The sequence below is a fragment of the Paenarthrobacter sp. NCHU4564 genome (genome assembly GCF_052156435.1).
GTDB lineage: Bacteria > Actinomycetota > Actinomycetes > Actinomycetales > Micrococcaceae > Arthrobacter.
Map to the genome: position 1 here is coordinate 76846 of NZ_JBQLIS010000015.1, position 16604 is coordinate 93449.

At 64.6% G+C, this 16604-nt stretch carries 13 protein-coding genes; 7 read left to right on the forward strand and 6 right to left on the reverse strand.

Annotation, left to right across the window (positions count from 1 at the left end; all coding sequences use genetic code 11):
* Positions 1-59: 59 nt before the first annotated feature.
* A complete protein-coding gene (locus ACSVIE_RS15355) occupies positions 60-3566 on the reverse strand; it encodes a discoidin domain-containing protein (protein WP_442424409.1) in 3507 nt (1168 codons plus the stop codon).
* 269 nt (positions 3567-3835) lie between these two features.
* Here ACSVIE_RS15355 and ACSVIE_RS15360 point away from each other — a divergent pair, with 269 nt between their 5' ends.
* Positions 3836-4501: a GntR family transcriptional regulator gene (locus tag ACSVIE_RS15360; protein WP_426004264.1), complete on the forward strand. Its 666-nt coding sequence runs from the start codon at positions 3836-3838 to the stop codon at positions 4499-4501.
* Entirely contained in the window at positions 4498-5676 is a 1179-nt protein-coding gene (locus ACSVIE_RS15365) for an MFS transporter (protein WP_442424410.1), read from the forward strand. The genes ACSVIE_RS15360 and ACSVIE_RS15365 overlap by 4 nt, the downstream gene beginning before the upstream one ends.
* Before the next feature lie 74 nt (positions 5677-5750).
* On the opposite strand, the gene ACSVIE_RS15370 is transcribed toward ACSVIE_RS15365, so the two are convergent.
* A complete protein-coding gene (locus ACSVIE_RS15370; RefSeq protein WP_442424411.1) occupies positions 5751-9164 on the reverse strand; it encodes a DEAD/DEAH box helicase in 3414 nt (1137 codons plus the stop codon).
* Between the two features lie 165 nt (positions 9165-9329).
* Between ACSVIE_RS15370 and ACSVIE_RS15375 the strand changes: the two genes are divergently transcribed.
* Positions 9330-10178 carry a DMP19 family protein gene (locus tag ACSVIE_RS15375; protein ID WP_442424412.1) on the forward strand — a complete coding sequence of 283 codons (849 nt, stop codon included), beginning with the start codon at positions 9330-9332 and terminating at the stop codon, positions 10176-10178.
* A 322-nt stretch (positions 10179-10500) separates the two neighbouring features.
* Positions 10501-11385 (forward strand): type IV toxin-antitoxin system AbiEi family antitoxin domain-containing protein, encoded by an 885-nt coding sequence (locus tag ACSVIE_RS15380; RefSeq protein ID WP_442424413.1) that lies wholly within the window; start codon positions 10501-10503, stop codon positions 11383-11385.
* A gap of 136 nt (positions 11386-11521) precedes the next feature.
* On the opposite strand, the gene ACSVIE_RS15385 is transcribed toward ACSVIE_RS15380, so the two are convergent.
* Positions 11522-12028 carry a COG4315 family predicted lipoprotein gene (locus ACSVIE_RS15385; RefSeq protein WP_442424414.1) on the reverse strand — a complete coding sequence of 169 codons (507 nt, stop codon included), beginning with the start codon at positions 12026-12028 and terminating at the stop codon, positions 11522-11524.
* A 139-nt stretch (positions 12029-12167) separates the two neighbouring features.
* On the opposite strand from ACSVIE_RS15385, the gene ACSVIE_RS15390 reads away from it, so the two are divergent.
* Both ACSVIE_RS15390 and ACSVIE_RS15395 read left to right on the forward strand, forming a co-directional pair.
* Positions 12168-12665, forward strand: a complete 498-nt coding sequence (locus tag ACSVIE_RS15390) for a sigma-70 family RNA polymerase sigma factor (RefSeq protein WP_426004258.1) — start codon at positions 12168-12170, stop codon at positions 12663-12665.
* On the forward strand, positions 12662-13330 hold the full coding sequence (locus ACSVIE_RS15395; protein WP_442424415.1) for an anti-sigma factor family protein: 669 nt from the start codon (positions 12662-12664) through the stop codon (positions 13328-13330). The genes ACSVIE_RS15390 and ACSVIE_RS15395 overlap by 4 nt, the downstream gene beginning before the upstream one ends.
* On the opposite strand, the gene ACSVIE_RS15400 is transcribed toward ACSVIE_RS15395, so the two are convergent.
* Genes ACSVIE_RS15400 through trmB form a run of 3 tightly spaced genes read right to left on the reverse strand, consistent with a single transcriptional unit; the run spans position 13319 to position 15122 of the window.
* Entirely contained in the window at positions 13319-13801 is a 483-nt protein-coding gene (locus ACSVIE_RS15400; RefSeq protein ID WP_426004256.1) for an SRPBCC family protein, read from the reverse strand. The genes ACSVIE_RS15395 and ACSVIE_RS15400 overlap by 12 nt on opposite strands.
* Position 13802: 1 nt before the next feature.
* Positions 13803-14195: a hypothetical protein gene (locus ACSVIE_RS15405; RefSeq protein WP_442424416.1), complete on the reverse strand. Its 393-nt coding sequence runs from the start codon at positions 14193-14195 to the stop codon at positions 13803-13805.
* 21 nt (positions 14196-14216) lie between these two features.
* Positions 14217-15122, reverse strand: coding sequence for a tRNA (guanosine(46)-N7)-methyltransferase TrmB (trmB, locus tag ACSVIE_RS15410; RefSeq protein ID WP_426004253.1), 906 nt, complete (start codon positions 15120-15122; stop codon positions 14217-14219).
* Between the two features lie 98 nt (positions 15123-15220).
* Here trmB and ACSVIE_RS15415 point away from each other — a divergent pair, with 98 nt between their 5' ends.
* On the forward strand, positions 15221-16522 hold the full coding sequence (locus ACSVIE_RS15415; protein WP_442424417.1) for a CynX/NimT family MFS transporter: 1302 nt from the start codon (positions 15221-15223) through the stop codon (positions 16520-16522).
* Positions 16523-16604 lie beyond the last annotated feature (82 nt).

A 16604-nucleotide genomic window follows, 5' to 3' on the forward strand; every position in this document is an offset into this window, starting at 1 on the left:
TTATTGCGCAGACGGGCCTCCCGGAACGTGTCCCGGGAGGCCCGCCGTGCAACTCGAGCCTACTTGCGCGCCGCGAAGCTGCTCACGCATTGCCCCTGGGTCTTGAATACCGGGGACGGGCTCGTCTTCCATCCGTCGTCCATGCATGCTTCCTTGCCCGTGGAGATGTCTACCCGGTACTCCTTGACCGTCCCGTCGGGGGCCGTGACGGTGACTATCGCCGTCGGGCTTTCCGCAGTAGCCTGCCGGACGCTCACCTTCGCATTCGTGTCCAGCGGGTAGCCGACGACGGCGGGAGTCGCCGAGGCGGTCAAGGCGCGGTACCCCGTGGTTCCGGGAGCGAATCCGACCACGGACGCTTGGTTGACGAGGAGCCGGCCGAGGTCGGCGAGCCCTGCATCAGCCAAGCGGGTTCCGGCGATGGCGACCTCGGCCACCTTGGTGTAGGAACCGGTGGTCACAAAGGAAACCCGGATCCCGCGGGTCGTGACGGGGTCGAAGCGAACGGTGGTCGGCTGGGTGACCGAGAGTCCGGTAATGACCCCGGCCGAGGTGTCTTTCCACGTGCCCGCAGCGTCCTGGTACTGGACCTTGAGGCTCGCGGCAGCCTTCTCGGCGGACGTCACCGTGACCGACGAAACCGTGTAATCCCGGCCGAAACCATAGGACAACGAGTCACCGGCCCGGCCCCCGCTCACCCAGTTGGACCAGCGGGTGGAGGCGTTGGTGTCGCACGTGTTCCTGGCGACGTATGAACCCTCGGTGTAGCTGGCCGTGACGGTGGTGGCGGGATCGTCCTTGCAGATGTTGCCTACCGGGACGCGGTCCACCACGATGACGGTCAGGGTGGCCTCAAGTGAGCCCGCCTTGCCTGGCACCGTCAGTGTTCCTGCTTTTTCCAGGGAAGCGGTGTCCAAGGAAGACCAGTCCCACGCCACAGACAGGGGATTGCGGGCCGGTCCATCGGAAATCTGGCCGGGCACAGTGGCTGGAGCAGCCGCCTGCACTGCGGCCAAGGAAGACCCAACGCCAACCGTGACGGATGCAGGATCTGTCGCGATGTAATCGCCCACAGTCACCGTGAGGACCGCCTCAAACCTTTGACCGTACGGATCGACGCCGGCACCGTACAACGTCACCTTTCCGGCGCTGCCCCACACAGCGGGATCGACAGGCGCCCATGTGACAGAAAGGGGCCTGCCCGGACCGGCCTCGTAGACAGGTGTGACGGTAGTTGGCAGGACAGGAGCCACGCCAACGGGTGTGCTCACGTCCAGCGGAGCAACCCCCAGCAGCTTCAGATCCGCGATGTCCGTGAAGGCCCAGGCCTGGTGCGGACTGGCCAGCGCGGTTGACGTGCTGCCCGTGGAGGAAGCCAGCGCAACTGAGGTCCCGGCCGCCGTCTGGTTCCCCGAAACCTGAAGGGAAATCGCCGCAGCAGCGTTGACCAAAGTCCACTGCTTGCCGTTTTCCGTGGTGACTATCCACTGTGCGGAAGGAGTGGATTTGGCCTGCTCAAGCGAAAGCGATGCCAAGGAAAGGGTGCCGCTCTGGGACCCATTCAGCACGCCGCCGTTCCCTGCCAGGACGCGGCCATCAGAGGAGGTGACAACCCAGCGGCGGTCGTTGGCGAACACATCGTCCGGGTGGACAGCGTTGAACGTCCAGATCTGCGGCGCAACCCCTGCAGCGTCGGTTCCAAGGTCCTGGATGGACGCCGCTGCGGAACCAGCTGTCAGGTACTTCCCGCTCGCCTCCCCGCTGAGGTGGTACTTGTGGCCGTCCTGCACCGGTGCGGCGTCGTCCGAAACTCCGCTGACGCCGTCGACGACGAACGTCACCACTGATGCGGCAGGAACCTCCAGCGTCGCGGACTTCGAAGCGGCGTCGACGGCGACCGGCTGGCCCTTCACCAGCGCATTCTTCTCGATGTCATCCAAGGGCGACTTGGTGGTGACCACAGGCGTGACCTTCGCGCCGGTGGCGATGCTGCCGAAGCGGCTGAGGTCGATGGTGACCTTTTCCGGCGTCGGGGTGTCATTGAAGTGGACCAGCGTGGCGCCGCTGCCGTCCGCGCGGAGGGCGCTGGCGGTCTTGGGGTCGTTGTTCTGGATGAGGAAATCACCCGGGCGGATGTAGTGGGTGAAGTTCCGCGTGGTGTTGTACTTCTGGTTGGTCAGGACCTTGCACTTGGCGGCGTCCAGGGCGGCGCCGTCGTTGAGCCTGCGGTTGGAGTAGCCCTCACGGCCGGCGTAGTTGCAGTCGAAGTCGACGTAGATGGAACCCCAGCCCTTGTCGCCTTTCTCCTGCTTGTACGTGTCCTCTACGGGCTGCCAGAACACCCACGCGTCGGGCTCGAGCTCCCGGAGGTCGTTGACCATGCGGCTCGCGATGCCCAGGCCGTTGGTGATGTTGGAGCGGTCCCAGCCACTGGTCGAGTCGCCGAGCGCGGGATTGCCGGTCCAGAATCCGCCCACTTCGCTCATCCACAGCGGTTTGTCCGTGGAGTTGGCAAGGTCCCGGACCCGGCGACGGTCGTTGGTGCCGTACGTGTGCACGTTCAGCTGCGAGACGGCCTCCTTGGCTTCCTGGCTGTAACCGTTCCAGTTGGTCATGAACTTGGAGGGGTCGGTCTCGTCCATTGCTGAAATCACGGCATCGGTGCTGCCTTTGGCGAGTTCGGCGGCCAGGAGTTTGGTCACGCGGTCCTGGGCGGCCGGATAGATCAGGGCGCCCTCCTGCTTCTGTGTGTATGTTGTGGGCGGTTTGCCCGTGGCCGCGTTGATGTCCGTTCCCCAATAGCCGGAGTTGGGCTCGTTGAACGGATCGATGGTGTCCACCGTGATGCCGCTGCCGGCTTCCAGGAGTTCGACGGCCTGCCGCATATACGCGGCGAACTTGGCTTCCGCCTCAGGCAGCAGGTTTTCGCCCTTGCTGGTGTTGACCTGACCGGAGACGTAGCCGCTCTTGGTCATGAACCATGGAGGCGAGTTGCTGAAGGCTTCCCAGTGCGTGATCTGCTGGTCTTCGGCGAGGCGTTCCACCCACCACCGCTGGTTCTGGTCGGCGTCAGGGTTGTAGGAGGCGGGGTCGTCAGGGTTCCACGCGTTCAGGAACGCGAGCTTGTTGGCTTGTGTCTTGTCGACGCTTCCGTCAGGGTTGTAGAGGTTCGACGCCGGCTGGCCGGGTTGCGCTTCCGGCACCGGCCTCCACCATCCCTCCACAGCGCTGCCATCGTTGAGGTAGTCCGCCACATCCGAGGCGTTGCCTCCGCCGACGTTGTAGCGGGCGATGTTGAGGTTCAGCCCATCTTCTCCGAAGACCTTTTGGTAAAGCTCCTCGCGCAGTTCCGGTGAGTATCCCGCCGTCGCGTTCGCGAACCAGACCAGGCTGGTGCCCCAGCCTTCGAACGCTTCGCTGCGGCTGGCCGGGTTAGGGGTGATCGTGACTGGGGTGGCATCGACTGCCTGGGCCGCTGGGCCTATGGGCAGGAGCGCCATGCTGGTGGCTGCTGTGACGGCCGCCGCCAGGGCAGCGACCGGCCTTCGGAATCGTGGAATCGGCATAGGGGCACCTCATCATCGGGGTTTGCGAGTGGAACCGGCTGCTCTGGCGAAGCCGGTGCTGCCGAGACTATGAGGTGCCTTAGGGTGCCACAAGGGAGTCGAACAAGGTCGATCGTGCTTGGTCCGAAGTGTTCTTACTCAAAGCAACGCGGGGTCATGGAGGGCCCAAGACTGCCGCCAACAGCGGCGCGGGCCACCCCGCGTTGCTGCGGAGGGCTGATGACCTGTATAGATGTATACAAGTACACTCTTTGAACTTTGGCGGCAGCATGGCAGAATCACGACCCCGGAATACGGGCGCACACTTGGTTTACACGGAACTGAAACGGCAGATCCTGGACCTGGAACTCAAACCCGGGACGCGGATCTACGAGCCCGCGATGGCCACCTCGCTGCAGGTCAGCCGGACTCCGTTGCGCGAAGCGATCAGGCGCCTGATTTCCGAGAACCTCCTGGAGCAACAACCTACCGGGGGAGTTGTTGTGCCGTTGCTCGATGAAGGGGCAGTCCGCGAGCTCTACGACGTGCGCGCGGCCTTGGAATCCCTCATGGCCCGTGAAGCGTGCGCCCGCGCACAGGATGCCGACATCGACAAGCTGCAAGGAGTCCTTGAGCGGAACGCCGCCATGGTCGGGTTCGCGGACGAGGCCATGAGGTACGGCGTCACCCTGCACGCCACCATTGCCTCGATCGCGGGCAACTCTTGGGCCCGGCGCTTTCATGAACAAATAGCCAGCCAGGTGGAGCGCTACCGGTACTTCACCAACAACTCCCGGGAGCGGCGCGAGGAAGCATTGGCGGATCACCGGCTGCTGGTGGCTGCCCTGGCCGCCAAGGATGCCGATACTGCCGCGAAGATTGCCTTCGACCACGTCATCGGAGCCCGGGACGAGACGCTGCGCATGATCTCGGACAAAGGACTCGGCGTCGAATGATCGGCGAACTCGGGCGGCGCTCCTCCACGGCGCTCCTCATCCATTCTGCATTGATCCAGGCAGTGACTTTCCTAGTCCGGCCAGCCGCCACGTACCGGGCCCTGGAACTTGATGTGCCGGCCTTCGCGCTCGGTGTTCTCGCTGCCAGTTATGCGGTCTTTCCGTTGCTGCTGGCCCTGCCCATTGGCAACCTGGTGGACCGCTTGGGTGAGCGTCGGCTCATGGCCGCAGGGTCCGCCGTCGTCCTTCTTTGCTCAACGTTCCTGCTCCTTTGGGGGACGTCCGTTGCGGCGCTGATCGCCGGAACGGCGCTTCTGGGCGCTGGACAGTTGGCCTGTGTTGTGGGGCAGCAGGCAGTGGTGGCGAACAACGCGGCGTCTTCGCGTCTCGACTCGGCTTTTGGCTACCTGACCTTTGCGGCGTCGTTGGGGCAGGCGCTGGGACCGCTCGCGATTTCGATTGTTGGCGGTGCTTCAGTCAGGCCCAATACGCAGGCGATCTTCATCCTGGCTGTTGCGATGGGGCTGGTGCTGTTCGGGACGACGTTCCTCGTATCATCGCGGGTGAGCAGCGGTCGCCGCGCCTCAAGGTCCGCCGAAGCCCCGCGGGGGAGCGCCTTCTCCTTGCTTCGGGCGCCCGGCGTGGCGCGTGCCCTTGCAACCAGTGCGACGGTGTTGGCAGTAGTGGACCTGACCGTTGTTTACCTGCCTGCTCTAGGTGCCGAGCGTGGAATCACCGCTGCAACAGTGGGCCTGATGTTGACGGTCCGGGCAGTATTTTCCATGGTGTCCAGGCTCGGGTTGGGCCGCGTCTCCCGCAGGATGGGCAGGCTCAGGCTGCTGGTCCTCAGCCTGGCCGTATCCACGGGGGCACTTGCTGTGGCAGCGATTCCGATGCCCGAGTGGTTGTTGTTTGTTGTCATGGCTTTCCTCGGCCTCGGCTTGGGGATCGGGCAGCCGCTCACCATGTCCTGGCTGTCCGCGCAGGCACCTGCCGGGCAACGCGGGCGCGCCCTGGCCCTCCGGCTCGCCGGAAACCGTGTGGGCCAGGTGGTTCTACCCAGCGCCATCGGCGTGGTTGCTGTGGGCCTCGGGGCGGCGGGCGTTTTCCTGGCCTCCGCCGTTGCCGTTGGCGGGACAATGCTGATGCTGCGGGGCGTGCGGCTGGACGACTGATCGGCCCAACTGACTGGCATTTGTGGTTGTTCCCAGCGCTGGGAACAACCACAAATGCGAGCTAGTGGGGACCCCTACTCCGCGAACAGCGCCGCCAGGTCCTCCGCCGTCAACGAGCCACCGGCCAGGGCATCGCCTTCCATCACGTCCGCGAACAGCTGCGACTTCTTGGCTTTCAACGCCATGACCTTTTCCTCGATGGTGTCCTTCGCCACCAGCCGGTACACCATGACGTTCCGCGCCTGCCCAATCCGGTGTGTTCGGTCCACGGCCTGGGCCTCGGACGCGGGGTTCCACCAGGGGTCCAGCAGGAACACATAATCGGCCTCGGTCAGGTTCAGCCCGAAGCCGCCGGCCTTCAAGGAGATGAGGAAAACCGGCGCGGTGCCGTTCTTGAATTCGCTGACTACGTCGCCACGGTTCCGGGTGCTGCCGTCGAGGTAGCAGTACTCGATCCCCTCGGCGTCCATCCGCTCGCGGACCTTGCCCAGGAACCCGGTGAACTGGCTGAAGATCAGCGTCCTGTGGCCCTCGGAGATGATGTCCTCAAGCTGCTCAAAGAGGACGTCCAGCTTGGACGAGCGCACGGCAGCAAGCGAGGAATCCACCAGCGAGACGTCCAGGCTCAGCTGCCGCAGCAACGTCAAAGACTGGAAGATCGTAAAGCGGTTTTTGTTGACGTCGTCGATCAGCCCCAGGATCTTCTGCCGCTCGCGCTGGAGATGCGTCTGATAGACCTTTTGGTGCCGCGGGTTGAGAACCACCTCGAGCACCTGTTCCTGCTTGGGTGGCAGGTCCTGGATGACCTGTTCCTTGGTGCGGCGCATCATGAGCGGACGCACACGACGCCGGAGCTTGGCCAGCTGCGCCGAGTCACCGTTCTTCTCCACCGGCTTTTGGTAGTTCTCGGCGAACCTCTTGGGGCTCGGGAACAGCCCCGGTGCCACGATCGACGTCAGCGACCAGAACTCCATGAGGTTGTTCTCCAGCGGAGTGCCGGTGATGGCCAGCTTGAAGCGGGCAGGCAGCTTGCGCGCGCACTGGTACGCCTTGGACTGGTGGTTCTTGACGAACTGCGCCTCATCCAGCATGAGCCCGGCCCACGGGAGCGAAGCGTAGGCCTCGTAGTCGATGCGGAACAGCGCATACGAGGTAATCACGACGTCGGCACCACTCAGGGCTTCCGACGGCACCAACCCGCTCTTGGCAAACGTCTCGGAGACGGTACGTACATCAAGGCCCGGGGCAAACCTCTGCGCTTCCGAGGCCCAGTTGCTCACGACGCTCGTGGGAGCAACCACCAGGAACGGAGCCCTCTCATTCCCGCTGGAGCGGGCCAACTCCTGCGCCGCGCACATCAACGCAATGGCCTGCACGGTTTTGCCCAGGCCCATGTCGTCCGCCAGGACCCCGCCCAGGCTGTGCTTGTACAGGAAGCTCAGCCAGTTGAATCCCTCCAGCTGGTACGGACGCAGCTCAGCGTTAAGTCCGGCCGGCAGCGGCAGCCCGGTCACGCCGTCGTCGAGCAGTCCACCCACCGACTCCCGCCACGCGGCGGCTTGCTCGTCCACGATCCCCAGCTGCGCAAACTCGTCCCACAGCCCGGCCTGGAAGCGGCTGATCTGCAGGGTTCCGTCCTTGTTGTCCGGATTGTCCTGCAGCGAGCGGGCTTCATCGATGAGTGCCCGGAGTTGGTGCAGCTCGGGGAGGTCCAGGGAGAAGTGGGCGCCGCTGGGCAGGAGCATGCGGGTTTGCCCGGCGGCGAGGGCCGAGAAGACGGCGGCGAAAGATACCGGTTCGCCCTCCAGCGTGATCACGATGCCAAGATCGAACCAGTCACCGCTTGCCGTCTCCTTGGTGGAAATGGACACGACGGGCGCTTCTTCGGCTTCGCGGTAGTCGGCGATATCGCCGGACGTTTCGACCACGACGTCGGGCAAATCCCGCAAACGCGGCAGCACCTCTTCGGTGAAAGCCAGGGTGTCCAGGCCGCTCAGTTCAGCCGTGGCCGTCAGCCGGGGAGCACCCCAGCCGCCGGTGGACGATTCCGCGAGGGCAGGGACGATTTCCCAAGGATGCCCGAGTGATTCAAGGATGCGGGCCTCGGCTGCGTCGTCCCGGTATCCGCGGTCTTCGGGGTGCCGCCACAGGGGCTGCGCCGTGACCAGGGTGCCCGAGGTGTAGTGCCACTCCCAGTGCAGCCGGACCTTGTGATCGTTTCCGTAGTTGGCCAGAAGTGACAGTGAAGGCACGGCCAGGGTGGGCAGTTCCACCGACTCATCCGCGGCCTGGACTGGCGTGGACTGCCGCAGCTTGGGGTAGAAGGACGTCAGGAAGCGGCCCTCGTCTTCCGCAGGAATTTGCAGCGTGGACCCGTCGGTGACAAATTCCAGCAGTTCGTCGCTGATGCTCCCCTCAATCGGGGCGAGGGTGATGAGGTTCTTCTGCTGCGTGACGCCTGGCAGCGTTTCCGGCCCGGAATGCGTGAAAAAGACGCCGTTCGCGGGCTTGCCCAGGAACCCCACGGACCCCGCATCAACCTGCTCCCCACCCACGGTCACCGACGGCGAAAGCTCCAGTCCGCCGTCGGGCTTTCCGTTGTGCCTTGCGTCAGCGCCCTGGCGCGCCAGGGTCAAACCCACGACGGCGGGTTGCGGCTCCACGCGCACAGGCTCGCTCCCAGCGGCGTGGATCAGCGGGATGCCCGCCTTCCTGGCGTCCTCGAGTAGGGTCCAAAGGTTCCTGCCGGCGAAGTCGTTCAGGCTCAGCCACATGGCACCGGATGGTTGCTGCCGGCCGTTGGGGGAACCATGGGCGGCCAGGAACGTTTGCAGCCACTCAACGTGGGCCTCGTTAAACTCGCGGCGGAAGCTGATGTAACTGAGGTTGTTCCATGACACGTCGCCCCTGATCCACTTGCCTTTGGCGCCCATCATGACCGGACGGGCCTTCAGCTGCCGGACGCTACGCATGGGATCCCGACGCCCTGTGTAGGTGAAGTGGGCGGCCGGTTCCTCAACCTCGAACTGGAGGGCCAGGGGGATGCCGGCCGCGTGGGGAACCGTCCCGGGCTTGGCGATGAGCCTGTTGAGGGCCAGTTCCCAGGCCGGCCTGGACGCCGGTGGGCTGTGCGGGGCAGCGGTCTGCATGCCCGGGGCCTGGGCCAGGAGTTGGGCCCGGATGGTGGGATGGTCCTCGGCGGTGAAGAGGAGGGCGGCGACGTGCTTGCAGTCCTTCCGGACGGGGCAGCTGCAGATTCCCACGGTGCAGCTCCACCCGCTGGGTTTGCGCACCAGCTTGGCCGAGGTGGAGTACGGCTGCGGACCGGTACCGCGGACTTTGCCGAGCAGGAGGCCCGTGCCGGAATCGAAGGTTATTCCCGTCACCCGGCTGCCCATGGCGTACGCCAAGCCTGCCGCCAACGAACGATCAGTGATGGCAGGTGTTTGTATGGCCAGTTCCCAATTGTCATCGGGGTGGGACGGCATGCAGGCGGCTACTTTCGACAGGAGGCTATCTGTTCAATCTTAGTCAGGCAGGACCTGCCCCCAAACTTCGCCCACCGTTAACCTCAACCTCGATTCCTGCGCTGATGGCGCACCTACGTTGAAAGTGTCCGGAGCACCACCCGCTTTCAGCAGTGAGGATTTCCCATGACTACCAACGAGTACCCCGTCGTCCTGAACAAGAGCGCCGTCGAAGCCGGCAGCGCGGACGTTGTGGATTCAAACTTCAATGTGGTGAATGAGATGTACGCAGAACTCCTCAACAGCGATGAGATCGCCCCGGCTGCGCTCAACAGCTACTTTGTCGACTTCTACCTGACGCAGGCCCTGGCTGGAGGCTTTGCCCAGTACGTGTTTACGGCACCCGAGCGCGAAGAAGTGGACGGGTTCGTCCGCGCAGGCCTGGAAGCCATCGGCGCCCACCGGCACGCGGACCTTTTCGACCGCACGGCCGCGGCCTTCGATGCCCTGACCGAAGATGAAGCCGAGGCCTACCTCGACGGGGAACTTGATGACACCGAGGGGGTCACCGCGCCGGTGGCATTGCTGGACGAGCTCGACGGCGAGTTCGAGGCGCTGCTCGAGGAAGAAGACCTGGTGGAGCTCAACGGAGAATACCTGCGCCGCCAGCCGGACCTGCTGGCCCTGTCCGACGAGGACCTGGAAGCCCACATCGCCGAGCGGGTTTCCCGCATCCCCGACCTTGCCGGGCGTCAGGCCGAGGCGGAGGAAGAAGCGCTGGCCAGCGCGCCCGATTTTGAGATCATCATCCGCGAATTGTGCGACGTGGCGGGCTACCAGCTGGAGAGGATCACCATGGGCGATCCCAACTACGAGCACGACGGCGGGAACATCCTCGCCTGGCACTTCTCCACGGACCATGGCGACTACGTCATGATCGAGGAAGAGGATGAAGCCTTCATGATCCATCCGGAGACGAAGGAGATCATCGCCGCGGTGGAGTTTGAGGAGTCCGACGAGTTCGTGGAGGCCTGAGTTTCCCCCGCCCCGGCCACCGGCCCCGGCCGCCCCGGCCCGGCCCACGCCGAGATCGCTGGAACGCTGTGGGATCGCCGGAGTTTTCCAGCGATCCCTGCAGCTTCCGGCGACCTGGACGAGCTCTTGGCATTGAGGCCGATGGGATACAGGGCAGCGTGTCGTTCGATCCGCGCAGTGTTTCCGCTATTTCGTCCCTCGCTTTCCACATAGCAAGGCCGAGCCCTTCTCCGGCAGGATCGGGCCCGGTGATGCTGGTCCTATGGAAATATCGTCAGCAACTCAGGTCACGCCTGTCTTGGCATTACCGTCGAGCGGCTACATGTGGAGAACCGATGAACTGCTCCGCTTCGGGCTGAATGCCCGAAAAATCAAGGCGTTGGTCAACTCGGGGGAACTCCACCGCTTGAGGTACGGCTGCTACATCAGGTCCAGCAAGTGGAACGCCCTGGGTCCGAGGCGGAAGGCGATGGAGCGCATCGTGGCGCACGCCCATGGCACACTGACAACCTCCTCGGGCGGTTTCGTTTACAGCCACCTTTCCGCGGCGCGGCTCCACGGATTGTTCGTGTGGGGGGTCGATGACAAGGTCCATGTGCTTTCTCAAGTCAGGCCTTCTTCGGACCGCTGGGGCAAGGATGTCACGGGACACACAGAGAGCTTCACCGAGGACGACGTCGTGATTGTTCGGGGCCTGCGGGCAACCTCGCTGGAACGCACCATGTTCGACTGCGCAAGAATGCTTAGCTATCCGAAGGCGTTGGTGATTATGGACCATGGGCTGCGACTGGGCGCTAGCATCCAATCGCTTACCCGGATGCTGGCAGCCTCCAGCGGCAAACGGGGTATCCGCACCCTGCGCAAGGCACTGGAGAACGCAGATCCGCGCTCCGAGTCTGCTGGGGAGACGCTCACCCGGGACCTGATGCAGAGATTGCGCATCAGGCCCCCTCAGCCGCAATTCAAGGTCCAAACCCGCATGGGCCGGCATCGCATGGACTTTGCGTGGGAAGAAGAAAAGCTGGGTTTGGAGTTTGACGGGCGAACCAAGTATTTCGACTACAAACCCACGGATGAGGTCATTTTCCAGGAACGCCGGCGTGAGAAGGCGCTCATGGAAGACGGCTGGCGCTTCATCCGGATCGAGTGGAAGGACTTGTTCCAGGAACGGGCCTTCAAGGAACGCATCCTTCGGGCGCTCAGGTGATGGCGGCTGCACCCAATCCGCTGGAACCCTGCGGGCTCGCCGCAAATTTGCGGGGGTATATGCAGGCTTCCCGCGAACTCGGCGTGGCAGGGGCGGGGGCAGGCGCAGGGGCGGGCGCAGGCTTCCCGAACAGCCCTCAGTATCCTGACGTCGCAGCCCCCTTGACCATCTCTCCGCTCGGGCTCACCAGATACCAAACATCGTTGACGCCCTGGCCCAGCACGTCCCCGGGTTTCTTGTCCTGTGCGAAGTAGTACAAGGGCAGCCCGTTGAGTGTGACCTGCTTCTTTCCGTCAGGCGTTGCAATGGTTCCCAGGGTGCCGGTGACGCCGTCCGCGGTGGGGGTGTCCGCCGTCGTCGTGAAAACCGGCCAGGCGGCCAGGCAGGCGGCGGTGCACGCGCTGGTTCCCGAGTCCTTGCTGTCCTTGGTGAAGAAGTAGAGGCTCATGCCTTTGCTGTCCACCACGATCTGGCCGGCACTGGACGAGGCTGTCTTCAGGTCGGCGGCCACGGCAGGGCTTGAAGCCGACGCCGAGGTGGCCGTCGGTGCGGGGGTTGCCGTGGTTCCAGGGCTTCCACCACACCCTGCAAGAAGGGCGGCCAAAGCCACAACTGCCACTCCGAGGCCCACTTTTCTGTTCATGTCCAGCTCCTTCGACGGACCGGCCGGTGGGACCGGCGCCAACCCTTACGACGCTGTCCGACCCGGAACGGTTCATGACAGTGAACCTTTCCCGCCTGCCGCTCGTCGTACATGATGAACAAAGCGCAAGGAGGTGGCCATGCCGTTGGACGAAGACGTCGTCGCAGCGATCTACCGCGACCACGGTACGGCCCTGAAACGCTTCGTCCTCAGTTGCACGCCGGATGCCCATCAAGCGGACGACGTAGTCCAGGAGACCATCCTCAAGGTGTGGCAGCACGCCCCGCAGATCACCGGGAGCCTGCGCAGCTACCTGTTCAGGACGGCCCGCAACGTCATCATCGACAACTACCGGAAAGCGCAGCGGCGCCCACCGGAGGCGGGTGAACACGAACTGCCGGACCATGCGGCGACCGAACGGGTTGATGAGTTACTGAACCGGGTCCTCATGGAGGAGGCGCTCCTGAGGCTCAGCCACGAACACCGCGAGGTGGTGGTGGCCCTGCATTACCAGCGGTACACGGTCAGCGAAGCAGCCCTGCACCTGAACATACCTGCCGGAACCGTGAAGTCCCGGGCCTTCTACGCCGTGAAGGCCCTCCGAACGATCCTTGATGAAATGGGGGTGGAACGATGAACGGCAACTCCGTCCACCACTTGCTGGGCGCATACCTGCTGGGCGGTCTGACCCCTGACGAGGCGCGCGGCTTCGAAGAACACCTCGCCCGCTGCCCCGACTGCCGCACCGAACTCGAAGCCCTGGAAAGCCTCCCGGCGTTGCTCGATGCCGTGCCCAGGTCCGACGCCGTGGCGCTGACCGTGGCTGGCACCGCTGGTTTGCCGGCTGATCCGGCCCCCGACTCGGTGCCGCAAAAGGCGCTGGTTGAGCTTTCCCACCGTCAGCGGACATCACGACGGCGGTGGGCGGCTTGTGTGGGGGCGGTCGCCGCGGCTTGCCTGGCAGTCGGCTTCCTGGCCGGACCACTGGTGAACCAACCACCTCAGCCGGATGCCACCTATTCCGTCCAGTCCGGTGATGGCCTGCAACTCAAGGTGGGCATGGTCAAGAAGAATTGGGGCACCGAACTGGCAGTCGAAGGCCAGAGCATGCCCAGGGAAGGCACCCTGTACCTGTGGGTGAAGGGCCGTGACGGTGCCGAGGAACGAACCTGCGGGTGGACAGCTACGTCCAGCGGCCGGATCAGGATCACGGGCGCTACACCGGTGCAGCTGGCCGGGATCGCGGGAGTGGAGCTAAGGGACGCGTCGGAGAAGACGGTGGCCTCGATTTCAGTTCCCTGAGCTTGCTTGAAGTTCAGCTACCAGTGCCGGGTCTTCGCAGGCCCGGGCAAAGGCCTCAATCCTTTTCTCGATTTCGCGGCCCAGAAGCCACCTGCCCGCCCTGTCGGCGAAGGGCTTCAACCACGCCGGGCGGCAGGAGAAGGTGTACTTCCAGACCGCGCGGGTGCCGCCGTCGTCGGGGGTGAAACGCCAGCCACCGCCAAAGTTGGCGAAGAACCACGGGCCGGCCACCATGGTCATGCCCACGTTGCGCGGCGGCGCATAGGAGACGTATTCGGTGACCATGGTCAGGCCCATCCGGGACACGGTCCTGGTTCGAACGCCCTTGGCGGCTGACGTGGCGCCGTCCACGAAGCTTTGGGCGGAAATGAATGGATCCCATCTGAGCCGGAAGGCACCGGTTGTTTGGGACAGGGCGAAAACGGTGTCCGGGTCCAGCCGGATCAGGCGCTCGGCGCGTACCTGGGGCATGTCATGCACCTCCAAGGGCGCCGAGTACCAGGAAGACCAGGAATGCCACCACAAAGATGTTCACTGCCATCAGCGCCAGGCCAATGATTCCCGTGATCCGCCCGGCGTTCATGCGACCGGCCCGGACAACCGCGATCAGCCCCGCGACGATGGCCCCCACCGACAGGGCGCCTGATGCCGCGGCCAGCAGAACGGTGCCAATCCACCAGGACTGGTTGTCGCCGCTGTAATTACCGAGTTGCGAGGCCATGGCAGCAATACCCAGCGGGATGCTCACCACCGCCGGCACGGGGGACATCACCGCACACACGATGCTGGTGATCCCGGCACCGAGGCCCCTGTTGCGGGTCACCTGGCGCGTCTTGTAGTAGTCCAGCGGCGGTTGATAGGTCATGATTCCCCCGAATCGTGCAGCTCAGATCTTCCGGTAGGTGAGGTCGAAGATCATGCGCCCGGCCTCGTGGGCTTTGTTCTCGAAACTCGTCCGGATCCGGCCCTCGAAGCGGGGAGCCCACCCACCTTGGTGGTCGATTCCCTGGTTGGGACCCGTGTGCTCCGTGCTGACCGGTGCACGGCCTTCCTTGACGGGGGCGCCCCCCACCACGGATTCGACGCCGGACTGCCACACGTGGGTGAGCGGGCTTTCCTCGCCGGCCCGCTCGCCGTCGTGCATGTTCTCAAACTCGGTGGACCCGGCCAGGACTTCCCGGACGTGGATGGCGTAGTTGGACCAGTCGGTGGCGATGCGCCAGTACCCGCCCTTTGCCAGGGCCTTGGCCGCCACGGATGCGAACGCCGGCTGGATCAGGCGGCGTTTGTGGTGCCGTGCCTTGTGCCACGGGTCCGGGAAGAAGACCCAGAGTTCGCTGACGGAACCGGCGGGCAGCATGGATTCCAGGACTTCCGGGGCGTTCGCTTCCACCACGCGAACGTTCGTGAGCCCGCGGCTGTTGATTTTCATGATGGTGTTGGCCAAACCCGGCGTGTAGACCTCCACCGCCAGGAAGTCCTTGTCCGGGTTCTGCTCTGCGGCGTGGACCACGGCATCGCCCAGCCCGGAGCCGACCTCCACGATCAAGGGAGCCTTGCGGCCAAAGACTGCCTCGGCGTCGAAGACGTAGTCGGGGTGCACGGACGTGTTGGCCACGTGGCGGGGGACCTGGATGGCCCAGCGCTCGGCGTGCTCTTCCCACGCGGCCTGCCTCCTGCCCTGGAGGCGGGTGCCGCGGCGCACAAAACTGACTGGCCTGCCACCGTAGGTTCCATGGGACGCCTGGGTACCGGGGGTGATGGGGCGCGGGGAATCTGGGGTTTCACTCATGACCCTTCCAGAATACTTGGCCCCTGCCCACGCGGCTGTTCGGGGTCACATCCCGCCCCAACGGGCCCTGGTCATACTCGACTGACAGAATAGGACGTGTGACCTCCTCCCAGAAGCCCGTTTATTCAGAGAAAGACACGGACAAGTCCGCGCGCAACCAGCCGCTGCCCGAGATCGCCGTCGACGCTGAGATCAACGAAGAACCCGCGGCCGCTCCCACCGCGCTGCGGGGTAAACGCGCCCTGGTCTACCTGGCGGTGTGCCTGATCCTCATCGGCTTGAACTTGAGGACGGTCTTCTCCAGTTTGGGTGCCATCCTGCCGGAAATAACGTCCGACGCCGGCCTGCCGGGTTGGTCCGTTGTGGTCCTGACGACCGTGCCGGTGACGTTACTGGGGGTCTTCGCGCCCCTTGCCCCGGTCCTGGCCCGGAGGTTCGGAGCAGAACGGGTACTGCTGGGAGCCATGCTGGTCCTCACCGCGGGCCTCCTGATCCGACCCGGCGAACTCCCGGGGGCGGGGCATGTGCCGGCACTGCTCGTGGGGACAGCTGCCTGCGGTGCGGCGATAGCCCTGTGCAATGTGCTGCTTCCCGGGGTGGTCAAACGGGACTTCCCGCACCGGCTGGGGCTCATGGGCGGGCTCTACACCACGGCTATCTGTGCTTCGGCTGCCCTCGGTGCCGGGTTTACGTACCCGGTCTTTACGGCAACCGGCCACTGGACTTCGGCGCTGTGGTTCTGGGCGGTGCCTGCCGCCGTCGTGCTTTTGCTTTTCCTGCCGCTGGCCGTCAGGCAGCACCCCGTCCGTCACCAGGCCACCACCGGCGGCGTCAACGTGTGGCGCTCCGCGGTGGCGTGGCAGGTGACCGCATTCATGGTGCTGCAGTCGATGATGTCGTTCAGTGTCTTTGCCTGGTTGGCGCCGATCCTGCGGGACCGGGGAGTGGATGGCGGGACGGCGGGGCTGATCGTGTCCGTGTCGATTGTGCTGCAGATGCTCGGCTCGCTCTTTGCGCCGGCGCTCGCCACGCGCTTCAAGGACCAGCGGGCGATCAATACCGTGGTGGCACTGATGACCGGCGGCGGGTTTGCGTTGAGCATTTTTGGGCCGGGTGAGCTGATCTGGGTTTGGACGGGGTTGCTTGGGCTCGGCCAGGGTTCGCTCACTGCCGTGGCCTTGACGATGATCATGGTCCGGACGCGCGACGCCCACACTGCCGCGCACCTGTCCGGGATGATGCAGGGCGTTGGCTACGGAGTGGGCTCCACCGGAACGCTTCTGGTGGGGCAGCTTCACCAGGCAACGGGTGGGTTTGCCGCCGCGGGGATCCTGTTCCTGGTGGTCGGATCCCTGGCGGCGTTCTTGGGGTACCGCGCCGGCCGCAACCGCTTCGTTTAACCCATCTAGTACGAAAGTAGTGGTGGGTTAGGCTGCGGTGGCCGGGGTGATGGTGACGTTGTAGCCGAGGTTGTTGAGTTGT